We start from the raw sequence: 18,353 nt of genomic DNA, 5'->3' as shown, positions 1-18,353 counted from the left end.
GTAGTCTCGGGCTTTATGCCACTCCGTTCCGCCGCATGGAACAGAGCGCGGCGAATGGCAAGCATCACCGGCAGCCGCTAACCACGCGCGCTTTGAAAAGAACGAACTCAGGTCAAGGGAGAAGCCAGATGTCCAATTCCAAAGATGCCGTCCGCAAGGTGCTTGACCAGGTCAAGGCGGACAACCGCACCAGCCTGACGGCGCCGGAGGGCAAGCTGGTCTGCGACGCCTACGGCATTCCGGTGCCGAAGGAGGGCGTGGCAAAGTCGGCAGGCGAGGCCGGCAAGATGGCTTCGGCCATGGGCTTCCCGGTCGTGATGAAGATCGTCTCGCCGGACATTCTCCACAAGACCGAAGCCGGCGGCGTCATTGTCGGTCTCAAGACCACCGAAGAGGCCGAGAAGGCCTACGAGACCATTCTTTCCAACGCCAAGAAATATAAGTCCGATGCCAAGATCGAGGGCGTCCAGGTGCAGCAGATGCTGGCCGGCGGCACCGAGGTCATCGTCGGCTCGATCACCGACGGCTCGTTCGGCAAGCTCGTCGCCTTCGGCCTCGGCGGCGTGCTGGTCGAGGTGCTCAAGGACATCACCTTCCGCCTCGCGCCGGCGACCAAGGAGGACGCGCTCTCGATGCTCGACGGCATCCAGGCGCATGAGATATTGAAGGGCGTGCGCGGCAGCGAGCCGGTGAATCGCAACGCCCTCGCCGACGTCATCGTCAAGGTGTCGCAGCTCGTCACCGATTTCCCCGAAATCGTCGAGCTCGACCTCAACCCGGTGTTCGCGACGCCGAAGGGCGCGACCGCCGCGGATGTGCGCATCGTCGTCGACTTCGCCTTCAAGCCGAAGCCGAAGCCGCGCCCGACCGAAGAGATCGTCGCGGCGATGAACCGCATCATGCAGCCGAAGGCGGTCGCCGTGGTCGGTGCCTCCGCCGAGGACGGCAAGATCGGCAATTCCGTGATGAAGAACCTCATCAACGGCGGCTACAAGGGCGAAATCTATCCGATCCATCCCAAGGCCACCGAGATCCTCGGCTACAAGGCCTACAAGAGCGTCAAGGACGTGCCCGGCGTAATCGACGTCGCGGTGTTCGCGATCCCCGCCAAGTTCGTGGCTGCGGCGCTCACCGAGTGCGGCGAGAAGAAAATCCCGGGCGCGGTGTTGATCCCGTCGGGCTTCGCTGAAGCCGGCGCGCCGGAGCTGCAGGCCGAGATCGTCGAGGTCGGCAAGAAGTACGACATCCGCCTGATGGGGCCGAACATCTACGGCTTCTACTATACGCCCGCCAATCTCTGCGCGACTTTCTGTACTGCTTACGACGTCAAGGGCCATGCGGCGCTGTCGTCGCAGTCGGGCGGCATCGGCATGGCCATCATCGGCTTCTCGCGCTCAGCGAAAATGGGCGTCTCGGCGATCGTCGGTCTCGGCAACAAGTCCGATATCGACGAGGACGATCTGCTCGCCTTCTTCGAGCAGGATCCGAACACCAACCTGATCGCGCAGCACTGCGAAGACCTCAAGGACGGCCGCGCCTTTGCCGAAGCGGCAAAACGCGTCTCCAAGAAGAAGCCGGTGGTCGTGCTCAAGGCCGGCCGCACCTCGGCCGGTGCCAAGGCTGCGTCCTCGCACACCGGCGCGCTCGCCGGCAACGACCGCATCTACGAGGACGTGTTCAAGCAGTCCGGCGTGATCCGTGCTCGCTCCTTGCGCCAGCTGCTCGAATTCGCGCGTGGCGTGCCGGTGCTGCCGACGCCGAAGGGCGAGAACGTGCTGATCATCACCGGCGCCGGCGGCTCGGGCGTGCTGCTGTCGGACTCCTGCGTCGACAACGGCCTGTCGTTGATGTCGATGCCGCCGGATCTCGACGCGGCCTTCCGCAAGTTCATCCCGCCGTTCGGAGCGGCCGGAAATCCTGTGGACATCACCGGCGGCGAGCCGCCGATCACCTACGTCAACACCGTGAAGCTGGGCCTGTCGGATGAGCGCATCCATGCGCTCATCCTCGGCTACTGGCACACCATCGTCACCCCGCCGATGGTGTTCGCCCGCAACATGGTCGAGGTGAAGAAGGAGATGGAGGCCAAGGGTTTTGTGAAGCCGATGGTCGCGTCTCTGGCCGGCGACGTCGAGGTCGAGGAAGCCGCCGAATATCTCTACCAGAATGGCATCCCGGCCTATGCCTACTCGACGGAGCTACCGGTCGAGGTGCTCGGCGCGAAGTACAAGTGGGCGCGCGGGGCAGGGCTGCTCTGAGCCTAACTCTCCTGTCATCCCGGGCGATGCGGAGCATCGAACTATGGTGCGCAATTGCGCACCTGAGGATCTCGAGATTCCGGGTCTGGTACGCCAGGCCCGCGCTGCGCGCAGTCCCGGCGTACCATCCCGGAATGACGGATGCACAAGCGGCAGGTCGCGATGAGCAAGAACTTGATCCGGCGCAAATCGCTCGAGCCCAAATCGGTCGCGGAATCCGATCACGAGGGCCGCGACGGCGGCGTGCAATCCGTTGACCGCGCGCTGTCGATCATCGAGACGCTGGCCGAGGACGACGAGGGTTATCGCCTCAGCGATCTCGCGATCCGTACCGGCCTGTCGGCGTCCACCGTGCACCGGCTGCTTGCAACCCTCGAAAGCCGCCGCTTCGTGCAGTTCGACCGCGGCGAATCCAAATGGCATGTCGGCGTGCGCAGCTTCACCGTCGGCGCCAGCTTCGCGCGGCGCCGCAATTTCTCTGCGCAGGCGATTCCCTATCTGCGCAAGCTACGCGATCTTACCCGCGAGACAGCCAATCTCGCCGTGGTCGACGACGAGTTCATCATCGTGCTGACCCGCATGGAAAGCCGCGAGATCATGCGCTCGCTGACCAAGGTGGGCGGCCGCGTTCCCATGGTGACCTCCGGCGTCGGCAAGGCCGTGCTGGCGACCTATTCGGACGAGGACGTCGGCGCCGTCATCCGCCATCACGGCATGCCCCGCCTGACCGAGAAGTCGATCGTTCGGCCGAGCGACCTGTTCAAGGAACTCGAAAAGATCCGCAAGCAGGGCTACGCCCTCGACGATGAAGAGGCCTGTATGGGCCTGCGCTGCGTTGCGGCGGTCGTCTACAACGACTGCGCCGAGCCGCTCGCGGCGATTTCAGTCTCCGGCATGACGGGCCGCTTGACCGATCAGCGGTTGCCGGAGATCGGGCAAATCGTCCGGCATGTTGCTGCCGATCTGACGGCCGCGCTCGGCGGGGTGATCCCGGCGCCCCGCTGACCAAGACCCCTGGGGGATGTCACTGGACAGTATCGGCCGTTTTGGCTGATATGCGACCAAACGACACAATGCGGCAAACGTCCGCATGAGCCTGGAGATGCCCCATGTTTCGATTTCCCCCGCGCCTTGTCGGCGCAGCCGTCGCGCTGACCCTGGCGGCAGCCAATCCGGCCTTTGCCCAGCAACTCGAGCTCAAGCTGATGGCACCGGCAGCTCCGGGCGGGGGCTGGGACCAGACCGCGCGCTCGATGCAGCAGGCGCTGGTGGCTTCGGGCGTCGCGCGCAGCGTGCAGGTCACCAACGTTCCCGGTGCCGGCGGCAGCGTCGGCATCGCGCAGTTCGTCAATGGCGCCAGGGGCGACGGCAACCAGCTGATGGTCAACGGCTTCGTCATGGTGGGCGCGCTCGCCATGAACAAGTCGCCGGTGACGCTGGAGCAGGTGACGCCGATTGCCCGCCTCACCGAGGAGATCCAGGTGATCGTGGTTCCCGCGAATTCGCCGATCAAGAATGCGCAGGATCTCGCCGCCGCGGTGAAGGCCGATATCGCCAGAGTCACCTTCGCCGGCGGCTCGGCCGGCGGTGTGGACCACGTGATGGCAGCCCTGTTCGCCGGCGCCGTCGGCGCAGATGCGAAGAAGATCAACTACATCCCGTTCTCGGGCGGCGGCGAGTCGCTGGCCGCGATCCTCGGCGGCAAGGTCACCGCGGGCATTTCGGGCCTGAGCGAATATGAAGGGCAGATCAAGTCCGGCAAGCTGCGCGCGATCGGCGTGACCTCGGAGAAGCGCATTGCCGGCAGTGACATCCCGACCTTCAAGGAGCAGGGCATCGACCTCGTGATTGCCAACTGGCGCTCGGTGGTCGCGCCTCCCGGCATCACGCCGGAGCAGCGCAAGACCTTGAGCGATGCGGTCGAGAAGATGGTGAAATCCGACGCCTGGAAGGAGATCCTCAAGCAGAAAGGCTGGGAGGACGCGTATCTCGGCGGCGACGCTTTCGCTGACTTCCTGAAGAAGGAAACTGTGCGCGTCACCGACGTGCTGAAATCGGTGGGCCTCGTCAAGTCATGACCTCAGGCGATCCTGCGCAGCCGCCGCGGCGCGTCGACCGCGCCGGCCTCGTTATCGCCGCGTTGCTCGCAGGGCTCGCCGCGGTGCTGGTCTGGGATGCACGCGGCCTGCAATCTGCCGCGATGTACGGGATGGGGCCCGAAGCGATGCCGGTTGTGGTCGCCTCCGGCCTTGCCTTGCTCGCGATCGGCAATCTCATCGACGCGCTGCGTGGCAACCTGCCGGCGCGCGAGAGCGCCGATCCCGTGCCGGTGTTTCTGATCCTGGTTGGCCTCGGGCTGCTGATCGCGATCATCGGCTTCGGCGGCGGCTTCATCCTGGCGACGTCCGCGCTGTTCGTGACGACGTCGGCGGCGTTTGGGCGCCGTGCCATCCTGGTCGACAGCATCATCGCCCTCGTGATGTCGACCGTCATCTATCTCGCGTTCGACCGCCTGTTGACGCTGAGTCTTCCGGCCGGGCCCCTGGAGCGACTGCTGTGATGGATACTTTTGCCGCGCTGGCCCACGGCATGGCGGTCGCCGTCCAGCCGATGAACCTGCTTTATGCGCTGATCGGCGTGTTCCTCGGCACGGCCGTCGGCGTGCTGCCCGGCATCGGCCCGGCGCTGACGGTCGCGCTGCTGCTGCCGGTGACATACAAGCTCGATCCCGGCGGCTCGCTGATCATGTTCGCCGGCATCTACTATGGCGGCATGTATGGCGGCTCGACCACCGCGATCCTGATCAACACGCCCGGCGAGAGCGCCTCGATGGCGACCGCGCTCGAAGGCAACAAGATGGCCAAGGCCGGCCGTGGCGGGCCGGCGCTTGCGACCTCCGCGATCGGCTCTTTCGTCGCCGGCACCATCGCCACCATTGGGCTCGCCTTCCTTGCGCCGTGGCTGGTCGATTTCGCCGTGCGCTTTGGCCCAGAGGATTATTTCGCGCTGATGTGCGTCGCCTTCGTCACGGTGTCGGCGACCTTCGGAGATTCGCCGGTTCGTGGCCTGACCAGCCTGTTCATCGGCCTGACGCTGGGCCTCGTCGGCATCGACAAGCTGACCGGCCAGGCGCGGCTCGCGTTCGGCGTTCCCGAGCTGCTCGACGGCGTCGAGGTGACGACGCTCGCGGTCGGCCTGTTCGCGGTGGGCGAGGCGCTCTATGTCGCATCGCGCCGCCACCATACCGAGGAGAAGCTCGAGCCGGTGCGCGGCTCGCTGTGGATGACAAAGGAAGACTGGAAACGATCGTGGAAACCGTGGCTGCGCGGCACCATGTTCGGCTTTCCGATCGGCGCCCTGCCTGCGGGCGGCGCCGAGATCCCGACCTTCCTGTCCTATTCGACCGAGAAGCGCCTGACCAAACACCTCGAAGAATTCGGCAAGGGCGCGATCGAAGGTGTGGCGGGACCGGAAGCGGCCAACAACGCCTCCGCCGCCGGCACGCTGGTGCCGCTGCTCACGCTCGGGCTGCCGACCTCGGCGACCGCCGCGATGATGCTGGCGGGTTTCCAGCAATACGGCCTCAATCCGGGGCCGCTGCTGTTCGCCGAGCGGCCCGATCTGGTGTGGGGTCTGATCGCGAGCCTCTTCATCGCCAACTGCATGCTGCTGGTGCTCAACCTGCCGCTGGTCGGACTGTGGGTGCGCCTGCTCGCGATTCCGCAGCCCTGGCTCTATGCCGGCATCCTCGTCTTCGCGACCATGGGCACCATCGCCGCCAAGCCGTCGGTGGTGGAATTATCGATGCTGGCCGGCTTCGGCGTGCTCGGCTTCTTGATGCGCCGGTTCGATTTTCCGATCGCTCCCGTGGTCGTCGGCCTGATCCTCGGCCCGATCGCGGAAAGCCAGTTGCGTCGCGCACTCGCGATCAGCCTCGGCGATCCCATGACGCTGGTCCAAAGCCCGATCTCGGCGACGCTGCTGGTGGTGGCGTTGATCGCGCTGCTGGCGCCCTTCGTGATGAAGGGGCTCGGGCGATTCAAGGCGAACGAAGATTAGCCGTCGAGACGCGCGCATGTTCTAATGCTGCGTCCATCCCGTGGAGAAATGCAATGCCGTCGGAACTTCGCTCGCCCCGTCTGGCCGTCCTGATCGACGCCGACAATGCCTCTGCGAAGATCGCGGATGGACTTTTCGAGGAGATTGCTAAGATCGGCGAGGCCAGCGTCCGACGCATCTACGGCGACTTCTCCAATGCGCGTTCCAGGGCCTGGGCCGACATTCTGTCGAAGCACGCCATCATCCCGCAGCAGCAATTCGCTTATACGACGGGAAAGAATGCGTCCGACATAACCCTGGTCATCGACGCGATGGACCTGCTTCACAGCGGCCGGTTCGACGGCTTCTGCCTGGTGTCTTCCGACAGCGACTTTACCCGTCTCGCCGCCCGCATCCGGGAGCAGGGCGTCGACGTCTTCGGGTTCGGCGAGCAGAAGACGCCGGAAAGCTTCCGGCAGGCCTGCCGGAGATTCGTCTACACCGAGAACCTGCTTGCCGCCCCGGCGAACACCCAGGATGCCGCCTCGAGGTCGCCGCCGCTTCAGCCACCCGATGCCGCCACGCCCATCATCAAGAAGGTGATCACCCAGATGGAGAGCGAAGACGGCTGGGTCGCTCTCGGTGAAGTCGGGCGGCAGCTCGCCAACCTGGCTTCGGATTTCGATCCGAGGACGTTCGGCTTTCGCAAGCTGAGCGATCTCGTGCGAAAGACGAATGCGTTCGAGATCGATGAGCCGAAAGGCCGGTCGATGCGAATTCGGGTCAAGCCCACTGCCGCACCGCCGAGGCGACCGCGGAACCCGCGCAGGCCTCCGGGCGCGGCAGGCGTTTCGGCGCCGAAGACGTAAGCAGGTCCTGCCGCTATATTTGAGCTTGCCCGGGGTGGGGCTGGGCGTAACCATCGCTCGGCCGTAACGTCACCAGAGAGCGCCGATGACCAGACTCACCCGTTTCTCCGTTGCGCCGCTGCACAGCATGACGCGTCGCCTCGCCGACGTCGCCTCGGCGCGCGTTGCGCCCGATCTCGTCGTCACGGGGGCCCGGGTGCTCTCGACCTATTCGGAGCGCATCCATCCGGGCCGCGAGGTCTGGATCACCGGCGGCCGCATCGCTGCGGTGAAGCCGGCCGGCACGGCGAAGAAGGTCTGGAGCGGCGTGCCGCTCTATGATGCGGCCGGCGGCATCATCGCGCCGGGGCTGGTCGATCCGCACATCCACATCGAGTCCTCGATGGTGACGGCCTGTGCCTACGCGGAAGCTGCGCTGCTCAACGGAACCACCACGATCTTCTGCGACAGCCACGAGATCGGCAACGTCATGGACGTGGCCGGCGTCGAGGCGATGCTGGAGGACGCGCGCGAGGCGCCGCTCTCGATCTTCCTGACGGTGCCGAGCACGGTGCCAGCAACGTCCGCGGAACTGGAGACCGCCGGCGGCGACCTCACGCCGGACAAGATCGCGGGCCTGTTCGATCGCTGGCCCGAAGCGGTCGCACTCGGCGAGAAGATGGATTTCGTACCTGTCACCATGGGCGACGAGCGCAGCCATGCCATCCTCGCCGCGGCCCTGAAGCGCGGGCGTCCGGTGTCCGGTCATGTCTATGGCCGCGAGTTCGTCGCTGCCTATGCGGCGAGCGGCGTCACCGATACGCACGAGGCGATCGACCGCGACATCGCCGACGACCTGCTCGACGCCGGCGTCTGGGTGTTCTTGCGCGGCGGCCCGCCGACGACGCCCTGGCATTCGCTGCCGCAGGCGATCCGCACCGTGACCGAGCTCGGGGCCTCGCACAAGCGCACGGCGGTGTGCACCGATGACCGCGATGCCGACGATCTCCTGCTGTTCGGCCTCGACTGGGTGGTGCGCGAAGCCGTGAAGGCGGGGATGTCGCCGGAGCAGGCCTGGTCGATGGGCTCGCTTCATGGCGCGACGCGTTTCGGTATGGAAGGCGATATCGGCGGGCTCGGTGGCGGCCGCCGCGCCGATCTCGTGCTGATGGACGACCAGCTCAAGCCGCAATGCACCTGGTACGGCGGCGAGCTCGTGGTCGAGAACCGCAAGATCACCGGGCTTCTCGATCATGCCTTGTCGCAACGCTATCAATATCCGAGAGCCGCCTACGCCACGGTGAAGCTTCCGGAGAAGCTGAAGCTGACGCCGGAGCTGCCCGCGAAGGCCTGCACCGTCAACGCGATCAAGACCGCGTTGCCCGGCATCACGCTGATCCATGAGAAGGTCGCAATCGAACCTGCAAAGGATTGGCCATCCCTGTTTGCCCGCTACGGACTTTGCTTCGTCACGGTCGTCGAGCGCCACGGCAAGTCGGCCGGCAATGTCGCCCATGGCCTTCTCAAGGATTTCGGCCTGAAGCGCGGTGCGGTCGCCTCCAGCGTCGGTCACGACAGCCACAACATCATCGTCGCCGGCACCAATGAGCCGGACATGCAGGTGGCAATCGCTGCGATCAAGGAGCATCAGGGTGGCGTCTGCGTCGTCGCAGATGGCAAGGTGAGGTCGCTGGTTCCACTGCCCATTGCCGGGCTGCTCTCCGACAAGCGCGTCACCGAAGTGGCGGAAGAAATGAAGGTGCTGAAGAAGGAATGGGCGGAGGCCGGCTGCACCATCCCCTACATGGGCTTCAATTTGATTCCGCTATCGGTCATTCCGGAAATTCGCATCACCGACAAGGGCCTCGTGCTGGTGCCGCAGATGGAGCTGGCGCCGCTGTTCGAGTGATCCGCTTTCACGCGTTCCTCGATATAACCGATTGAGACCGCCGCGATTTTTCCGCGGTTGCCGCATCGTGGAAAATAAAGCCGATCTCGTTGAGATCGGCTTCTGCGCATCTGATGATCGCGCTCGCTGACGCAACTGAAGCGAGGTCCGATATGGCGAAGATGCGAGCCGTCGATGCAGCCGTGCGTGTCCTGGAGAAGGAAGGCATCTCGACTGCCTTCGGGGTTCCCGGGGCCGCGATCAATCCGCTTTACTCGGCTCTCAGGAAGCGCGGTTCGATCCGCCACATCCTGGCGCGGCATGTCGAGGGCGCCTCGCACATGGCGGAAGGATATACGCGGGCCAAGGCCGGCAATATCGGCGTCTGCATCGGCACCTCGGGGCCGGCCGGCACCGACATGATCACCGGGCTCTATTCCGCGATCGCCGATTCCATCCCGATCCTCTGCATCACCGGACAGGCGCCCCGCGCACGGCTCTACAAGGAAGATTTCCAGGCGGTCGATATCGAGTCGATCGCGAAGCCCGTGACCAAATGGGCGGTGACGGTGCGAGAACCCGCGCTGGTGCCGCGCGTGTTCAGCCAGGCTTTTCACGTGATGCGCTCGGGCCGGCCGGGGCCGGTGTTGATCGACATGCCGCTCGACGTGCAACTCGCCGAGATCGAGTTCGACGACGAGACTTATGAGCCGCTGCCGGTCTACAGGCCCGCCGCGACGCGCAAGCAGGTCGAGAAGGCGCTGGAGATGCTGAACGCGGGCGAGCGGCCGCTGATCGTTGCCGGCGGCGGCATCATCAATGCCGATGCCTCGGATCTGCTGGTCGAGTTTGCCGAGATCGCCAACGTGCCCGTCGTCCCGACGCTGATGGGATGGGGCGCGATCCCCGACGACCACGTGCTGATGGCCGGCATGGTCGGGCTTCAGACCAGCCACCGCTACGGCAACGCCACGCTGCTGGAATCCGATTTCGTGCTCGGTATCGGCAACCGCTGGGCCAACCGCCACACCGGCTCGGTCGAGACCTACACCAAGGGCCGCACCTTCGTGCATGTCGATATCGAGCCGACGCAGATCGGGCGCGTGTTCAATCCCGATCTCGGCATCGTCTCGGATGCGAAGGCTGCGCTCGAGCTGTTCGTCGCCGTCGCCAGGGAGTGGCGCCGGTCAGGCAGGCTCCGCGAGCGCCAGGCGTGGCCCGCGTCCTGCCGCGATCGCAAGAAGACGATGCTACGCAAGAGCCATTTCGACGACGTGCCGATCAAGCCGCAGCGCGTCTACGAGGAGATGAACAAGGCGTTCGGCCGCGACACCACTTATGTCACCGTGATCGGCCTGTCGCAGATCGCCGGCGCACAATTCCTCGGCGTCTACAAGCCGCGCAACTGGATCAATGCCGGGCAGGCGGGACCGCTCGGCTGGACGCTGCCCGCCGCGCTCGGCGTGCGTGCGGCGTGTCCGGATCGCGACATCGTCGCACTCTCCGGCGACTACGACTTCCAGTTCCTGATCGAGGAGCTCGCGGTCGGCGCGCAGTTCAATCTGCCCTACATCCACGTCGTCGTGAACAACTCCTATCTCGGCCTGATCCGCCAGGCCCAGCGCGGCTTCGAGATGGACTATCAAGTCCAGCTCTCCTTCGAGAACATCAACGCACCCGAGATCGGCGTCTACGGCGTCGACCATGTCGCAGTTGCCGAAGGCCTCGGGTGCAAGGCGATCCGCGTCACCCGCCCCGAGGACACGCAAGCGGCGTTCGCCACCGCGCGCGAACTGATGGCCAGGCATCGCGTGCCCGTGGTGGTCGAATTCATCCTCGAACGCGTCACCAACATCGCGATGGGCAGCGAGATCGACAACATCGTCGAGTTCGAGGAGGTGCTGGACCTTCCGCTCGACGAGGTCGAGCGGGCGCGCCCGGGCGTGCTGCAGCCGGCGGAATAGGGGAGAGTTTCATGCCGAAGTTTGCCGCCAACCTCACGATGATCTTCAACGAGATGCCGTTCCTCGACCGCTTTGCCGCGGCGAAGGCGGCGGGTTTTGCCGGGGTCGAGTATCTCTTTCCCTATGATTTCGACAAGGCGCAGCTGCGTGAACAGTTGGAGGCCCACGGGCTGACGCAGGTGCTGCACAATCTGCCGGCCGGCAATTGGGCGGCGGGCGAGCGCGGCATTGCCATCCTGCCCGATCGCGTCAGTGAATTCCGCGACGGCGTATTTCGCGCCATCGACTACGCCAAGGCGCTCGATTGCGAGCAGCTCAACTGCCTCGTCGGCATCGCGCCTGTCGATGCGGACTCGCGCGAGCTGAACGAGACGCTGGTCGGAAATTTGCGCTTTGCCGCCTCGACGCTGGCGCGGGAGAACATCAAGCTGCTGGTCGAGCCGATCAACACGCTCGACATTCCCGGCTTCTATCTCAACGGCACCGAGCAGGCGGTGCAGCTGATCTCGGACGTGCGGTCGAATAACCTCTTCATCCAGTACGACATCTATCACATGCAGATCATGGAGGGCGACCTCGCTCGCACCATGCAGGAATATCTGCCTGAGATCGCCCACATCCAGCTCGCCGACAATCCCGGCCGCCACGAGCCCGGCACCGGCGAGATCAACTATCCCTTTCTGTTCCGCCACCTCGACGCGATCGGCTATCGCGGCTGGATCGGCTGCGAGTACAAGCCCCGCACCACGACGCTCGAAGGTCTGTCCTGGCACGCGGCACAGACGTTCGAGACATAGAGGATATCGAAGCCGCAGTGACGGTGCACTCCCTCTCCCGCTTGCGGGAGAGGGTTGGGGAGAGGGGTGCTTCCGCAATGGGATTCGCGGTGCGGTGAAAATCCCCAAGCGGATGGAGCCCTCACCCGGCGCGCGGGTCGATGCTTCGCATCGACCGGACGCGCCGACCTCTCCCGCAAGCGGGAGAGGTGCACCGAGCCAACGGATGAATCTTGCATATGCAACTGAGGAAAGCTTGACATGATCGACATCGGTTTCATCGGACTTGGCACCATGGGACGGCCGATGGCCGGCCATCTCCTGGCCGCGGGCCATCGCGTTCTGCTGCATGACGTCGCGCCCGTTGCGCCGGAGCTGATCGCGGCCGGCGGCATTCCCTGCAACTCCGGCAAAGAGGTCGCGGAGAAGGCGGATGCGGTCGTCATCATGGTGCCGGATACGCCGCATGTCGAAGCCGTGCTGTTCGGCAAGGACGGGGTCGCGAGCGGCATTTCCAAGGGCAAGATCGTGGTCGACATGAGCTCGATCTCGCCGCTGGCGACGAAGGAATTTGCGAAGAAGATCGAGGCGCTTGGCGCCGACTATCTCGATGCGCCGGTGTCGGGCGGCGAGGTCGGAGCGAAAGCTGCGAGCCTCACCATCATGGTCGGCGGGCCGGAGCGGGCTTTTGGCACCATGAAGCCGATCTTCGACAGGATGGGCAAGAATGTCACGCATGTCGGCGCCAATGGCGACGGCCAGACGACGAAGGTCGCCAACCAGATCATTGTCGCGCTGACGATCGAGGCCGTGAGCGAAGCGCTTCTGTTCGCATCCAAGGCCGGCGCGGACCCAGCGCTGGTGCGCAAGGCGCTGATGGGCGGCTTCGCCTCGTCGCGGATCCTCGAAGTGCATGGCGAGCGCATGGTGAAGCGCAATTTCGATCCGGGCTTCCGCATCGAGCTGCACCAGAAGGATCTCAACCTCGCGCTCGAAGGCGCTCGCTCACTCGGCTTGTCGCTGCCGAGCACGGCAGTGGCGCAGCAATTGTTCTCGTCCTGCACGGCGCATGGCGGCAAGGCGTGGGATCATTCGGCGATGGTGCGGGCGCTGGAACTGATGGCGGGACACGAGATCGCCGCAGCCTGATGTGTTACGGCGTAACAGTCTCCGGATTCTGACGCTTCTTTGGCCGCAGGGAACCGGAACAATGCCTGCGCCCCGCGGTTGAAGGCGCAGGACAATCCACTGGAGACATAAGCACATGAAAACCCGTCTTGCGATTACGTTCGCCGCCGCCTCGCTGCTGGCGTCGAGCGCAGCCTTCGCCCAGTCAACGACCGCTCAGGGCGCCGCGGATGGCGCGCGTGCGGGTGGCGACATCGGCGGCCCAATCGGCGCGATGGTCGGCGGCACCGTTGGCGCGGCCGTCGGCGCCGGTCTCGAAATTCCGAATGCCGTGCTGGGCGGAATCCCGCGAAGCGATTCGGTCGTCGTGGAGGAGCGCGTTGTCGTCGGCGAGCCGCTGCCGCCCACCGTTGTGCTCCGCCCCGTGCCGAATTACACCGAGTATCGCTATGCGGTCGTGAACGATCGCCGCGTGATCGTCGAGCCGCGCACCCGCCGCGTCGTCAAGATCATCGACTGATCGGCGGCAATCCAGCGCTGACGAGACAGGCCCTGCGGAGTGTCACTCCGCGGGGCCTTCGCTTGTCAGGGCAGCGCTGGTGCGAAAGCGCGCGAGCAGCCAATCGGCCGCGGCGGCGAGCGCAAAGCCGAGGCAGGCGGTGGCGGCATCGACCAGAAAATCCTCCAGCCGCGCATGGCGGCCGGGTGCCCAAAATTGCATCAGCTCGAGCACGCCAATCAGCACGACCGCGGCGGCTGCGACCAGCAGACGTCGTCGCCGATAGGCGAGCCCGAACGCCAGTCCCACCAGGATGAAGGCGAGCGCATGTTCGCCGTCCTGGCCGAGGTCGGAATGGGGCCGTAGGCCGGGGGGACCGAGGGTGGCGAAAGTGACGGCGGCCGCGAGCAGCCAGGCAACGCTACGAATGAAAAAGGACATCCGGACCGCTTAGCACGGATCTGGCGGGCTTGTCGCGAGGTCGGTATCAGATCGCCGTGTAGTTAATGACAAAATGTTAAAGTGGCTCGCGCGCGCCGAGGCCGTGCATGAAGCGTTCCCGGATCTGCACGGGGTCGCGGCGGGTGGTGCCCACGCCCGGTTTGTCGTCGATCCGGACTGCGATCAGGCCCGGCTCGCTGGCAGCCATCGCATCGTCGACCAGCCGCTCGAAATCCTCCTCGTCCGCGGCCCAGGCGCTGTTGACGAGGCCGGAGCCGATGGCGATGGCGACGATGTCGGCGACGTTCGCTGCCGGTGTCGGCTGCGCGCCGGTGATTTGGTAGACGCCGTTGTCCATCACGATCATCGTCAGGTTTTTCGGCTTCAGGGCTGCAATGGTCGACAGCGCGCCGAGCTGCATCAGCAGCGAGCCGTCGCCTTCGAGTGCGAAGACGCGGCGACCGGGCTGCGCCAGCGCCACGCCGAGCGCGATCGGAAAGGCGAGCCCCATGCTGCCCAGCATGTAGAAATTCTGCGGGCGGTGGCCGGCGGCCCAGAGATCGAAATTGGTGTTGCCGATGCCGCCGATCACGGCTTCCTCGTGCTTGAGCTTCGCGATGAGGCGCGAGGTGACGTCGAAGCGGTTCATGACCTTGGTGTTGCGCGTGTTCATGACCGGCCTCACTTGTCGAAGACCTTGCCGCCCGTGAGCAGCGGGTTGAGGATCAACGCCACCGGCGCCTGCGTGGTGACGGCCTGCTTGATCGAGCGGTCCGTGATGAATTCGAGCTCGTCGAGTCGGGTGATGGTGTGGTGCTCCAGCGCCAGTGAATCGAGCACCGGGCGCATGGTCCGGCAGACCAGCGACTGGCCGTAATTGAACTCGCCGAGCGTGCCGCGCTCGGACACGAACATGATCAGCGGGATCTGGTAGGGCACCGCGAGCGAGGCCAGCACGTTGGCCAGCGTGGCAAAGCCGGAGGTCTGCATCAGCACCGCCCCGCGCCGTCCGCCCATCCAGGCGCCGGAGACGATGCCAACCGCTTCCTCCTCGCGGGCGGTGGCAAAGGTGGTGAAGAAGGGATCGGCGTGCAGGTTCTTTATCAGCGGCGTCAGCACGCGGTCGGGCACGTAGGGGATGAGGCTGATCTCGTTCCGCTTCAACGTTTGCAGGACGATGCCGTGCCAGCTTCCTTCGCCGGAGCTTTGAGCCGCCTGGGGCGAGGTCCGTTGTTCCGCAATCGCCATTGCGTTCTCCCTTCAGCCGCGCATGCTTCTTTCTGGCCGTCGCGGCGGCCCGCCGAACTTGACGCAGGCAGTGGGATTGTCAACATGTCCGGGCCGGCACCGTGATCTGCGCCAGAAGGCCTGCCGTGGCCGGCACCGCCATGTCATAAGTGCGGCAATGAAGAAACGGGAGGAAGCACCGGAGGCAGCGCGTCGCGCCGACCTTGCCGAGCTCCCTCGCGAGCGAGCCGGAAGGGTCCTGATGTCCGTCAACAACAAGCGCGTCTTCTACGTCAAATACCTCGCCAATCCGATCTACATCGACATTCTGAAGGCGCGGCCCGACGTCCGACTCGATCGCATCGAGAACGAGAGCCCTGAAGATTTCTATGCACCGATCCTGAGCGCGGCCCATGTCTACCAGATCGGCGCGGCCCGCGACGAACTGGCGCCGCATTTCCACGTCGATGCCGCCTTTCTGAAGCGGACGCCGAAATTGCTGCTGGTCTCCAGCAATGGCGCGGGCTTCGACCCTGTTGACGTCGAGGCCTGCACGGACGCGGGGGTTCTGGTCGTCAACCAGTCCGGCGGCAATGCCCATTCGGTTGCCGAACATGCGCTGGCGATGATGTTGACGCTGTCCAAGCGCATCATCCAGTCGGATCGCCGCCTGCGCCGCGAGCGCGACGTCAACCGCAACGAACTCGTCGGCAACGAGGTCGAGGGCAAGACCGTCGGCATCATCGGCCTCGGCAATGTCGGCCGGCGCATCGCCGCCCTGTGCAAGGGCCTGCTCGGCATGACGGTGCTGGCCTACGACCCGTATCTGTCGGCCGAGGTGATGGCGGAGCGGGGCGGGGAGAAGGTCGAGCTCGACGAGCTCCTGCGCCGCGCCGATTTCGTCTCGATCTCCTGCCCGCTGAACAAGGGCAGCCGGAACATGATCAGCGTGCGTGAATTCGCGCTGATGCAGCCGCATGCCTATTTCATCACCACGGCGCGCGGTTTCATCCACGACGAGGACGCGTTGCTTCAGGCGCTGCGCGACAAGCGCATTGCGGGTGCCGGCCTCGACGTCTGGTCCAAGGAGCCACCGCCGCCGGAGCATCCGCTTCTCCAGTTCGACAACGTGCTGGCGAGCCCGCACACGGCAGGCGTCACCATCGAGGCGCGCCAGAACATGGGCCGCATCGCCGCCGAGCAGGTGCTTGATGTGCTCGACGGCAAGCGACCGCCGCGCATGATCAATCCCGAAGTCTGGCCGCGCTATGCGGAGCGCTTCAAGCAGGCGTTTGGTGTGACGCCCGGGTAAGGGGCCGGCCGCGCCAGGTTGGATTGCGCTCCGATCATTGGTTACCACGATTGAAAGCCAAAGCGCCGCATCTTATCGATCGGGTAAGTGAACGCGTATCACTTGTCCTGTAGTTGAAAGTCCATGAGCGTCTTTTCGATTGCGACATCCGGACTTTCTGCGGCAAGTTTGCGCGTGAACGTGGCCGCGAGCAATATCGCCAACGTCCGCACGACCGGCCCGCTGCCAGCGTCAGGCGGATCGGGCACGTCGGCCGGTGCAGCCAGCTCGAGCACGAGTTCGACTTATCCCGCGGCTTATGTGCCGTTGCGCGTCGATCAGGTCGACCAATCCAGTGGCTCGATGCCAGGCGGTACGAAAGCGGCCGTGTCGACGGTTTCGCCGAGCTATGTCGCACAATCTGACCCAGGCGCTCCCTTCGCAAACCAGGACGGCCTGGTCGCGGCGCCGAATGTCGATATCACCCGCGAATTCGCTGAGCTGGCGGCCGCAAAGTACAGCTTCATCGCCAATGCGAAGGTCATTCAGGCCTACTCGGAAACGACGGAGTCGCTGCTCGACATCACGACGTGATGGCTGATGTCGGCTCTGTCCCGCCTGCCTTCGCTCGTCCGCCTCCACCGGCGAGATGCCAGGGCAGGGCGTCTACCCGAACTTCGTGCCGAGCTGCTTGAACACGGCCTCGCAGGTCATGAGGTCGAGATGGCCGCCGCCCGCGTTTGTGAAGAAGGTGATGTCGGACGGTGAGGCGCGTCCCTGCGCGCTGCCGCTGGCGAGATCGTGGAGATCGCCGAGGACGTCGGTCTCGCTGATCGTACCGCTGGCGATCGGCTGCAGGATGTCGTCGACGCCATGGAAGGACGGTTACCGCCGGTCCACGAAGACGCGCGTATTGCGCCCCTCGCCGCCGAGAAAGGCGTCCAGGACTTCCATCTTCGGCCGGCGATGGGCCTCCTCCAGCGCGGCAATGAGGATAGGAGACGTCGGAACTTTCGTGACTTCGGTATCGGAGACGAGGTGCAAGGCAAGATCCTCATGGGCGCGGCTGGAATTCCGGCTTCTCCCCGGCCGGCAGGTTCCGCAATGGATTGTCCTTCCCGCCTTGATCCGCGTCAAAATCTCCTTCCCCGCGCCGCCCTAAATGGGACTAGAGTGCTGCGAGGGCAGCAGGAGGTCCCATGGCTACTTATGTCGTCAGGTTCATGAAGAACGTGCTCGGCGAATACGGCCGACAGAGCGAGGTTTGTCAGGGTACGCTCGAGATCGATGCCGCCGACGAGAATGAGGCCAAGGAGCGGGCGAAAGCGAGATTCTGCAAGGAACAGGCATTGCATGACTGGTCGCTGCATGCCGACCGCATCCATGTGAGACCGGCCGACTTTCCGTCGTAAGGCCTACCGGCCCGGCGTCATGATGGGCGGTGGTGTTGTCGTCCCGGCGCCGAGCGATCGCTGCACCATCACGGTGTCGGACCAGCGGCCGTGTCGATAGGCGACGCCGCAGAGCAGGCCGGCGCGTGCGAAGCCGAACCTCTCGTGAAGCGCCAGCGAGGGCGCGTTGTCGGCATCGATATAGCCGATCATCTGGCGGAAGCCGGCCGCCGCACAGGCATCGATCAATTCCTGGAGCAATAGCCGTCCGACTCCGCGGCCGAGATGCGCGTGGTGGACGTAGATCGAGTGCTTGGCCGTGTACCGATAGGCGGGACGCTTGCGGAACAGCACGGCATAGGCATAGCCGACGACCTCGCCGCGATAGGTCGCCACCAGATGCGGCAGGCGGGTCTGCTTCAGGTTCTTGCGCCGCTCGCGCAAATCATCCGGCTCAGGGGCGCCGGTTCCCTCGACATCGCGCGGCACACCATTGCGGACGTGATGGCGGTAGATCGCCAGCATCGCCTCGACATCGCTTTCGCGTGACGGCCTGACCAGAACGGGCTCGTCACTCGCGCGCGCAGCTGTTTCGTTCATCGGC

19 protein-coding genes are annotated in these 18,353 nt (G+C 65.0%); 14 read left to right on the top strand and 5 right to left on the bottom strand.

Annotated elements, in window-relative coordinates; genetic code table 11:
- Positions 1-128: 128 nt before the first annotated feature.
- The 11 genes from AC1RQP_RS20235 (at position 129) to AC1RQP_RS20185 (ending at position 13,420) form a co-directional block, all read left to right on the top strand.
- The gene (locus AC1RQP_RS20235) at positions 129-2,258 is read left to right on the top strand and encodes an acetate--CoA ligase family protein (RefSeq protein WP_492938269.1); all 2,130 of its coding nucleotides are present in this window, start codon (positions 129-131) and stop codon (positions 2,256-2,258) included.
- A 162-nt stretch (positions 2,259-2,420) separates the two neighbouring features.
- Positions 2,421-3,263: an IclR family transcriptional regulator gene (locus AC1RQP_RS20230; protein WP_492938426.1), complete on the top strand. Its 843-nt coding sequence runs from the start codon at positions 2,421-2,423 to the stop codon at positions 3,261-3,263.
- Between the two features lie 104 nt (positions 3,264-3,367).
- Complete coding sequence (locus tag AC1RQP_RS20225; RefSeq protein WP_492938268.1) at positions 3,368-4,336, top strand: Bug family tripartite tricarboxylate transporter substrate binding protein; 969 nt, start codon at positions 3,368-3,370, stop codon at positions 4,334-4,336.
- A complete protein-coding gene (locus AC1RQP_RS20220; protein WP_492938267.1) occupies positions 4,333-4,818 on the top strand; it encodes a tripartite tricarboxylate transporter TctB family protein in 486 nt (161 codons plus the stop codon). The genes AC1RQP_RS20225 and AC1RQP_RS20220 overlap by 4 nt, the downstream gene beginning before the upstream one ends.
- Complete coding sequence (locus AC1RQP_RS20215) at positions 4,818-6,317, top strand: tripartite tricarboxylate transporter permease (RefSeq protein WP_492938266.1); 1,500 nt, start codon at positions 4,818-4,820, stop codon at positions 6,315-6,317. The genes AC1RQP_RS20220 and AC1RQP_RS20215 overlap by 1 nt, the downstream gene beginning before the upstream one ends.
- A gap of 53 nt (positions 6,318-6,370) precedes the next feature.
- Positions 6,371-7,165 carry an NYN domain-containing protein gene (locus AC1RQP_RS20210; RefSeq protein ID WP_492938265.1) on the top strand — a complete coding sequence of 265 codons (795 nt, stop codon included), beginning with the start codon at positions 6,371-6,373 and terminating at the stop codon, positions 7,163-7,165.
- A gap of 85 nt (positions 7,166-7,250) precedes the next feature.
- Positions 7,251-9,053: an adenine deaminase C-terminal domain-containing protein gene (locus AC1RQP_RS20205; protein WP_492938264.1), complete on the top strand. Its 1,803-nt coding sequence runs from the start codon at positions 7,251-7,253 to the stop codon at positions 9,051-9,053.
- Positions 9,054-9,205: 152 nt separating this feature from the next.
- The gene (gcl, locus tag AC1RQP_RS20200) at positions 9,206-10,996 is read left to right on the top strand and encodes a glyoxylate carboligase (RefSeq protein WP_492938263.1); all 1,791 of its coding nucleotides are present in this window, start codon (positions 9,206-9,208) and stop codon (positions 10,994-10,996) included.
- 11 nt (positions 10,997-11,007) lie between these two features.
- Positions 11,008-11,793 (top strand): hydroxypyruvate isomerase, encoded by a 786-nt coding sequence (gene hyi, locus AC1RQP_RS20195; RefSeq protein WP_492938262.1) that lies wholly within the window; start codon positions 11,008-11,010, stop codon positions 11,791-11,793.
- Positions 11,794-12,033: 240 nt separating this feature from the next.
- Entirely contained in the window at positions 12,034-12,921 is an 888-nt protein-coding gene (locus AC1RQP_RS20190; protein ID WP_492938261.1) for a 2-hydroxy-3-oxopropionate reductase, read from the top strand.
- A gap of 115 nt (positions 12,922-13,036) precedes the next feature.
- Entirely contained in the window at positions 13,037-13,420 is a 384-nt protein-coding gene (locus tag AC1RQP_RS20185) for a DUF1236 domain-containing protein (protein ID WP_028177189.1), read from the top strand.
- A 42-nt stretch (positions 13,421-13,462) separates the two neighbouring features.
- On the opposite strand, the gene AC1RQP_RS20180 is transcribed toward AC1RQP_RS20185, so the two are convergent.
- From AC1RQP_RS20180 to AC1RQP_RS20170, 3 genes are all read right to left on the bottom strand, one after another.
- On the bottom strand, positions 13,463-13,840 hold the full coding sequence (locus tag AC1RQP_RS20180) for a VanZ family protein (RefSeq protein ID WP_448033232.1): 378 nt from the start codon (positions 13,838-13,840) through the stop codon (positions 13,463-13,465).
- 76 nt (positions 13,841-13,916) lie between these two features.
- Positions 13,917-14,513, bottom strand: a complete 597-nt coding sequence (locus AC1RQP_RS20175; protein WP_492938260.1) for a thiamine pyrophosphate-dependent enzyme — start codon at positions 14,511-14,513, stop codon at positions 13,917-13,919.
- An 8-nt stretch (positions 14,514-14,521) separates the two neighbouring features.
- Positions 14,522-15,088 carry a thiamine pyrophosphate-binding protein gene (locus AC1RQP_RS20170; RefSeq protein WP_239622526.1) on the bottom strand — a complete coding sequence of 189 codons (567 nt, stop codon included), beginning with the start codon at positions 15,086-15,088 and terminating at the stop codon, positions 14,522-14,524.
- 241 nt (positions 15,089-15,329) lie between these two features.
- Here AC1RQP_RS20170 and AC1RQP_RS20165 point away from each other — a divergent pair, with 241 nt between their 5' ends.
- Positions 15,330-16,379, top strand: a complete 1,050-nt coding sequence (locus tag AC1RQP_RS20165; protein WP_492938259.1) for a hydroxyacid dehydrogenase — start codon at positions 15,330-15,332, stop codon at positions 16,377-16,379.
- Positions 16,380-16,502: 123 nt separating this feature from the next.
- Positions 16,503-16,952, top strand: coding sequence for a flagellar basal body rod protein FlgC (locus tag AC1RQP_RS20160; protein WP_492938258.1), 450 nt, complete (start codon positions 16,503-16,505; stop codon positions 16,950-16,952).
- 291 nt (positions 16,953-17,243) lie between these two features.
- Here the strand turns inward: AC1RQP_RS20160 and AC1RQP_RS20155 are convergent, their stop codons facing one another.
- On the bottom strand, positions 17,244-17,402 hold the full coding sequence (locus tag AC1RQP_RS20155; RefSeq protein ID WP_492938257.1) for a hypothetical protein: 159 nt from the start codon (positions 17,400-17,402) through the stop codon (positions 17,244-17,246).
- 155 nt (positions 17,403-17,557) lie between these two features.
- Here AC1RQP_RS20155 and AC1RQP_RS20150 point away from each other — a divergent pair, with 155 nt between their 5' ends.
- Positions 17,558-17,770 carry a hypothetical protein gene (locus tag AC1RQP_RS20150; protein WP_028177182.1) on the top strand — a complete coding sequence of 71 codons (213 nt, stop codon included), beginning with the start codon at positions 17,558-17,560 and terminating at the stop codon, positions 17,768-17,770.
- A gap of 3 nt (positions 17,771-17,773) precedes the next feature.
- On the opposite strand, the gene AC1RQP_RS20145 is transcribed toward AC1RQP_RS20150, so the two are convergent.
- Positions 17,774-18,349 carry a GNAT family N-acetyltransferase gene (locus AC1RQP_RS20145; protein WP_492938256.1) on the bottom strand — a complete coding sequence of 192 codons (576 nt, stop codon included), beginning with the start codon at positions 18,347-18,349 and terminating at the stop codon, positions 17,774-17,776.
- Positions 18,350-18,353 lie beyond the last annotated feature (4 nt).

This window comes from Bradyrhizobium sp. GW821-FHT13H06, from assembly GCF_058803975.1.
Note: the sequence above shows the minus strand (reverse complement) of the source record. Positions and strands in the feature narration are given on the sequence as shown.